1 protein-coding gene is annotated in these 1,475 nt (G+C 69.4%); it reads right to left on the bottom strand.

From position 1 onward, the window contains the following. Nucleotides 1-266: 266 nt before the first annotated feature. Nucleotides 267-1,475 (bottom strand): IS4 family transposase (locus ACFW22_RS35850; RefSeq protein ID WP_386412987.1); only part of this gene is annotated, 1,209 nt, incomplete at its 5' end.

A 1,475-nucleotide genomic window follows, 5' to 3' on the forward strand; every position in this document is an offset into this window, starting at 1 on the left:
CAATACCAGTGACTTAAGGGGTTGAGTCCCAGCTTCGGGGGACCTTGGTCGGTGGGTTGATCGAGGCTGTGCGCCAGTGTGGGGCGATGGCCACGGCCTCGGCCGGGCTCCTGTCGGGCTGGGGACGGCTTCGGTGTTCGTCGCGTTTGACGCCGAAGTTCGACATCTTGCGTTTGACGACGCGGGGGTTATAGCGCCTGCGGCGGAGGGGCAGCAGGTGTCGGGCTATCTCCCGCAGGCCCTCTGTGAGGGCTGTGGCCAGGTGGTCAGGGGGAAAAGGCCGCCTGCGCGGTGACCTGGCGGCGAGCGAGGCGGATGCTGCGGGTGAAGGAGAGCCGGTCGGTGTCGAGCTGGGCGGCGTCCGCGGTGTCGTGCATCAGGCTGCGGATAGCGTAGTGGACCAGCAGGTGTCCCCAGATCTCCTGCTCGACGCCGTCGGGTGAGCGGGACCGAAGGACCTGGGCGGGTCCGCGCTGGTGGGTCTTCAGCTCGTCCAGTGCGGTCTCGATCTCCCATCGCTCGTGGTAGAGGGCGGCCAGGTCGGTGGCGGGTGCGGCCTCGGGTTCGAGGACGGTGGTGATCAGCCGGTAGGGGGCATCCTGCTTGGGGAATCCGGGGCCTTGCAGGGTGTACTCGACGACCCGCACGGTCGTGGGGTCGGCGCGTTTACGGTGGTCCTTCGCGGCGACGATCTCCGACAGGTACGAGCCGTCGGGAAGTTCCTTGAGGACCGGCAACACTTGGTGGGAGCGGATCCGCCACAACAGGTCCGCGCCGCCGGCCGAGGCGGCCCGCCACAGATCCAGACCGCTGAACCCGCGGTCGGCCAGCAGGAGATCGTTCTCGCCGAGATGGCTGAACAGGCCGCGGGCCAGGGCCGGTTCGGATGATGACAGCGGCCCCAGGACGGCGGCGGTGATGGCGTGGGTGCCGCACTCGGCCAGCGCCACCATCCGTACCTGCGGATACGCGCACCGCTCGGTGCGATGGGTCTTCGGCCGCCCGAAGTGCGCGGCGTTCGCCTCGCTGTCGGGTGCGTCGAAGACCGTGCCGTCGATCGCCACGAGCCTCCATCGCCCGTACCGGGCGCCCTGGGTCTCCCCGGTCGCCAACGGGCGGGCAACCTCGGTGAACAGTGCCTTCAGTGGTTCCGGGCCCAGCTTCACCCGTGCCCGCGAGATCGCCGCCGTACTCGGCACCTGCCACGAGCCCGACCATCGCTTTGCCCAGGTCAGGCCCTGTGTGAGCAGCCGCGCGACCTCCTCGTAGCCCTGGCCGGAGAACAGGCACATCGCCAGCACGAAGTAGACCACCACCCGCGGCGGCAGCAGCCGGGTGCGCTGTCCCGAGCGACCGCACTCGGCGACTACCCGGTCCACAAGCTCCGGCGGAAACGTACGCGTCAGCAGCCCGACCGCGATCCGGTCCGACAACCGCTCATCCGTCTCCGGCTTGACCTGCCCAGGGCGTGGCAT

Origin of the sequence: Streptomyces sp. NPDC058872 (assembly GCF_042743065.1) — a bacterium.
Classification (GTDB): Bacteria; Actinomycetota; Actinomycetes; order Streptomycetales; family Streptomycetaceae; genus Streptomyces.